Below are 5402 nucleotides of genomic sequence, written 5' to 3' on the forward strand. Positions count from 1 at the left end.
TCCCCCTTCCGTCCCCGTGTCAGGCATCGCCCTGTCCATACTGCCAGGCTGGCGCCGCAGACGGGTGACTACGCCTTGCGCGCCGCCGTCCGCCGGGCGGATACCCGCGGGCTGCTCATCGACCTGTTCGCCGCCGGTTCACCCGGGGATTCTCCCGAGGTGTTCTCCCGAAGTGTTCACCCGAGGTGTTCGCCGGTTCAGCCGATCCGCTCGTAGGCGGGAAGAGTGAGGAACGCGACGAAGGTCTCGCCGAGCGCCGTCTCCTCGAACACCGCCGCCGCGTCCTTCCAGCGGCCGTTGTCGAAGGCGGCGGCGCCGATGGAGAGCCGGATCTGGTCCAGCACCTCCGCCAGAGTGGTCCGGACCAGATCGGCCGTGACCGGACGGCCGTCGTCGAGCACGACCCCGGCGGCTATCCACTGGAAAATCTGACTACGGGAAATCTCAGCGGTGGCGGCGTCCTCCATCAGGTTGTCGATGCCGACCGCCCCGATCCCGCGCAGCCAGCTCTCCAGGTAGCGCACCCCGACGCTGATGTTCCCGCGGACCCCGGCCGCGGTGACGGAACCCGGAGTGTCGCGCACCGCCAGCAGGTCGCCGGCGCCGACCTTGACGTCGTCACGCAACCGGGTGAGCTGGTTCGGCTCGTCGCCGAGCACCGCGTCGAAGACCTCGGTACACACCGGCACCAGGTCAGGGTGCGCCACCCAGCTCCCGTCGAACCCGTCCGCGGACTCCCGCTCCTTGTCGGCGCGCACCTTCGCCAGGGCCGCGGCGTTGATCTCGGGGTCGCGCCGCGACGGGATGAACGCCGCCATCCCGCCGATCGCGTGCGCGCCGCGGCGATGACAGGTGGAGACCAACAGCTCGGTGTAGGCGCGCAGGAACGGCACCGTCATCGTCACGCCGTTGCGGTCGGGCAGCAGGAACTCCGTCGGCCGGGACGCGAACGTCTTGATGGTGGAGAACATGTAGTCCCAGCGGCCGGCGTTGAGTCCGGCGGAATGCTCCCGCAGCTCGTAGAGGATCTCCTCCATCTCGAAGGCGGCGGGCAGCGTCTCGATGAGGACGGTCGCCCGGATGGTGCCGACGGGCAGGCCGAGCTCGGCCTGCGCCGCGGTGAACACGTCGTTCCACAGCCGGGCCTCGAGATGACTCTCCAGCTTCGGCAGGTAGAAGTACGGCGCCACGCCCGTAGCCCGCAGGGCATGCGCGTTGCGGACCAGGTGCATCCCGGCGTCGAAGAGCGCGGCGACGATCGGCTCCCCGTCGACGGTGACGTGCCGCTCCGGCAGGTGCCAGCCGCGCGGGCGCACCACGAGCGTCGCCGTGGACTCGTCGAGCTCGTAACGACGGCCGTCGGGCGAGGTGAAGGCGAGCGTGCCGGCAACGGCCTCACTCAGGTTGTGCTGCCCGACGACCATGTTCGACCAGGTCGGCACATTAGCGTCCTCGAGGTCCGCCATGAAGACCCGGGCACCGCTGTTGAGCGCGTTGATGAGCATCTTGGCGTCGGTCGGGCCGGTGATCTCGGCCCGGCGGTCGACCAGCCCCGGCGCCGGTGACGCGACCCGCCAGTTCCTGGCCCGGATGTCGGCGGTCTGCGGCAGGAAGTCGAGGGTGGCCCCGGCGGCGATCGCGGCGCGGCGGGCGGCCCGGGCGGCGAGCAGTTCGGCACGCCGGCCGGCGAACGTGCGGTGCAATCCGGCGACGAAGGCCAGCGCGTCGTCGGAGAGCACCGCGTCAACCTGATCCGCGGTGAGTCCCGGCACGGTCCGCACCGCGGACACCCCGTGCACCGTCACCCCGTCCAACGAGCCCATACCTATTCCCTTCCCGGTTCCGTTGCGTCCCGGACGGCCCGATCCGGCGGGCCCGGTGACCTGGACCTCAGGTGACCCGGGCCCGGTAACCCGGACCTCAGGTGACCCGGACCTCAGGTGACCAGATGCCCGTCGCCGACGCCGACCCACGTCGTCGAGGTCAGCTCGGGCAGCCCCATCGGGCCGCGGGCGTGCAGCTTCTGGGTGGAGATGCCGATCTCGGCACCCATCCCGAACCGCTCCCCGTCGGTGAAACGGGTCGAGGCGTTCACCATGACGGCCGCGCTGTCGCAGGTCGTGATGAACCGTCGCGACGCCGGCAGAGACCGGGTGACGATCGCCTCGGTGTGCCCGCTGCCCCAGCGCCGGATGTGCGCGACCGCGTCGTCGAGAGAGTCGACGACGGCAACGGCCATGTCCAACGACAGGTACTCGGCCGCCCAGTCGTCGTCTGTGGCGGGCAGCACCCGCGGATCGACGGCGCGCACCGCCTCGTCGCCGTGCACGGTGACCCCGGCGTCGTGCAGGGCGGCCAGCACCCGAGGCAGGAACTCCCCGGCCACGCCAGCGTGCACGAGCAGGGTCTCCGCCGAGTTGCACACCGAGACCCGCTGGGTCTTCGCGTTGACGGTGATCGCAAGCGCCTGGTCGAGGTCGGCGTCGGCGTCCACATACACGTGGCAGTTGCCGACCCCGGTCTCGATGACGGGCACCGTCGACTCCTCGACGACCGCCCGGATCAGACCCGCGCCACCCCGCGGGATGAGCACGTCGACGAGCCCGCGCAGCCGCATCAGGTGCTTGACCGCGTCGTGGTCCACCCCGGGGACAAGCTGCACCGCGTCCGCCGGCAAGCCGCTCGCGCTGGCGGCGGCGCGCAGCACCGCCGCCAGCGCGGTGTTGGCACGCACCGCGGAGGCGCTCCCGCGCAGCAACGCGGCGTTGCCGCTCTTGAGGCACAGGCCCGCGGCGTCCACCGTGACGTTCGGCCGGGCCTCGTAGATGATCCCGACGACGCCGAGGGGCACCCGGATCTGGCGCAGCTCCATCCCGTTCGGCAGCACCCGGCCGCGCACGACCTCGCCGACCGGGTCCTCCAACGCCGCGACCTGACGCAGGCCGTCGGCCATGCCGGCGAGCCGGGCCGGGGTGAGGGTGAGCCGGTCAACCATCGCCTCGGCGGTGCCCGCCGCCCGCGCGGCAGCGACGTCCTCGGCGTTCGCGGCGAGAATCTCCGTGGAACGGGCGATCAACGCGTCGGCCATGGCGAGCAGCGCGCGGTCCTTCTCGGCGCGGCTACGCGGGGCCAGCAGGGCCGCCGCCGCCTTGGCACGGACGGCGCTGCCTCGGACATCCTCCGCAGAGGTGCTCATCTCGGGTCCTCCGTTAGGCGGGCGCCGCGGCGCTGCCCGCCGCTACGAGGCTACCGGTGGCACGGCGGTCGTGCCGTTCATCGCTCCTCACCCGCATCCGTCACCTACTCATCCCTGCATCCGTTAACTACTCATCTACTTATCCCGTTATCCAGGTCCGCGACAGGCAGGGACGCGGAGGGTGATAACCGGAACAGCCAGAAAGGCGCGCAGTTCGGACCCCGTGACGATCATCTCGACGGGGTTGCCTACCGTGCTCGCATGCGTGCGCTGCACACGTCCGACTGGCATCTCGGGCGTGGCCTGTACGGTCACGACCTGATGCCGGCCCAGGCGGCCTTCGTCGATCATCTCGTCAACGTCGTCCGTTCCGAGGGCGTCGACGTCGTGCTCATCGCCGGCGACGTGCACGATCGGGCGATCCCGCCGGTGGGCGCGCTGGAGCTCTTCGACGAAGCGCTCTCCCGACTGCGCGGCGCCGGCGCCCGGGTCGTGGTGATCAGTGGCAACCACGACGCGGCCCGCCGGCTCGGCGACAAGGCCGGCCTGCTCGACCCCCACGTCCGCATCCGGACGGATCCGGCCGCGGTCGGGGATCCGGTCGTCGTCGAGGATCCCGCCGGGGCGGTCCGGGTATACGCGATCCCCTACCTGGAGCCGTCGGCGGCGAACTCCCAGCTTCCCGAACCGGCGCAGGCGCCATCCGGCTCGGGCGCCCCGGCCGCCGGGCTCCCCGCCGCGACGATGCACCGGGCGATGCACCGGGCCATGCACGCGGTGCGGGCCGACCTCGCACGGTATCCGGCTGCCCGGTCCGTCGTGGTGGCGCACGCCTGGGTCACCGGCGGGGCGGCGAGCGAGAGCGAACGCGACATCAGCGTCGGCGGAGTGGGCAATGTGCCAGCCCAGTTGTTCGAGGGGATCACCTATACCGCACTCGGCCATCTGCACCGGCCACAGGCGATCGCCCCGTCCGTCCGCTACAGCGGATCGCCACTGGCCTATTCCTTCTCGGAGTCCGGCGACGCGAAGGCGTCGCTGCTCGTCGAGATCGGTCCGACCGGGCTGGGGAACGTGACCCGGATCGGCGTTCCCGCCCGGCGGCGGATGGCCCTGCTGCGCGGCAGTCTTGCCGACCTCCTCACCGACCCCGCCCATACCCCGCACGAGGCCGACTTCGTCTCCGCCGTGCTGACCGACCCCATCCGCCCCATGGACGCCATGGCCCGGTTGCAGCGCCGGTTCCCCTTCGCCCTGCGACTCGCGCATGAACCGGAGACGGAACCCGACGAGATGCTCAGTTTCGGCCGGCGGACCCGGGGACGCTCGGAGCTGGAGATCGCCGAGGCCTTCGTCGCCCATGTGCGCAGCGCTCCCTCGGTTCGGGAACGTGCTCTGCTCGCCGAAGCCCTCGGCGCCGCCCGCCGGGCCGAGGAGGAAGTCGCCTGATGCGTCCCCACCACCTGACCCTGGCGGCGTTCGGCGCCTTCCCCGGCACCGTCGAGATCGATTTCGACGTCCTCGGCAGCGGCGGCCTGCTCCTGCTCTGCGGGGAAACCGGGGGCGGCAAGACGACGCTGCTCGACGCGGTCGGGTTCGCGCTGTTCGGCCGGGTGCCGGGGATGCGCGGGGAGGTCTCCGGGCCGCCGGACCTGCGCTCGCACCACGCCGCGGCATCCCTGCGGCCGGAGGTGACGCTGGAGTTCACGGTGGCGGCGGGACGCTTCCGGATCACCCGCAGCCCCGCCTGGGACAAGCCGAGACGCGGCGGCGGGACGACCCGCGCCCATCCGACGGCGCGGCTGGAACGGTTCGACGGCGCCGGCGGCTGGGAGATGGCCGCCACCCGCATGGAGGACGTCGGCCATGAGATCGACCTGCTCGTCGGCATGAGCGACAAGCAGTTCTTCCAGGTCATCATGCTCCCGCAGGGACGCTTCGCTGACTTTCTCCAGGCCGACCACGGTGCGCGCGAGAAGCTCCTGAAGCCGCTGTTCCACGTCAACCGCTTCGAGTACGCCGAGCAGTGGCTGCTGGACCGGGCAAAGATCGCCGCCGAACGGCTGACGCTGGCCCGCGCTGAGCTCGACCGGGTGACCGCCCGGGTCTCGCAGGTGGCGGCCGTCGACGAGCCGGAGGATCCGACGGCCGACGCCGGCTGGGCCGCGGACCTCGCCGGGACCGCCGCGGCGGCGGCCATCTCGGC

General features: G+C 71.8%; 4 protein-coding genes. 2 read left to right on the plus strand and 2 right to left on the minus strand.

All coding sequences use genetic code 11. The features are described from left to right. Positions 1-197: 197 nt before the first annotated feature. Together aceB and AC08OQ_RS13495 are read right to left on the minus strand one after the other, a co-directional pair. On the minus strand, positions 198-1823 hold the full coding sequence (gene aceB / locus AC08OQ_RS13490) for a malate synthase A (protein WP_476599189.1): 1626 nt from the start codon (positions 1821-1823) through the stop codon (positions 198-200). A 113-nt stretch (positions 1824-1936) separates the two neighbouring features. Then, positions 1937-3196, minus strand: a complete 1260-nt coding sequence (locus AC08OQ_RS13495) for a glutamate-5-semialdehyde dehydrogenase (RefSeq protein ID WP_476599191.1) — start codon at positions 3194-3196, stop codon at positions 1937-1939. A gap of 261 nt (positions 3197-3457) precedes the next feature. On the opposite strand from AC08OQ_RS13495, the gene AC08OQ_RS13500 reads away from it, so the two are divergent. Together AC08OQ_RS13500 and AC08OQ_RS13505 are read left to right on the plus strand one after the other, a co-directional pair. Then, entirely contained in the window at positions 3458-4645 is a 1188-nt protein-coding gene (locus AC08OQ_RS13500; RefSeq protein ID WP_476599193.1) for an exonuclease SbcCD subunit D, read from the plus strand. Then, positions 4645-5402, plus strand: a 758-nt coding sequence (locus AC08OQ_RS13505; RefSeq protein WP_476612090.1) for an AAA family ATPase, incomplete at its 3' end; no start/stop codon positions are given. The genes AC08OQ_RS13500 and AC08OQ_RS13505, both read left to right, overlap by 1 nt.

This window comes from Frankia sp. CcCS3 (assembly GCF_977927575.1).

Bases quoted from the DNA above. Each gene is read 5' to 3' on its own strand.
- aceB (WP_476599189.1), bottom strand. From the start codon at position 1,823: ATGGGCTCGTTGGACGGGGTGACGGTGCACGGGGTGTCCGCGGTGCGG.
- AC08OQ_RS13500 (WP_476599193.1), top strand. From the start codon at position 3,458: ATGCGTGCGCTGCACACGTCCGACTGGCATCTCGGGCGTGGCCTGTAC.
- AC08OQ_RS13495 (WP_476599191.1), bottom strand. From the start codon at position 3,196: ATGAGCACCTCTGCGGAGGATGTCCGAGGCAGCGCCGTCCGTGCCAAG.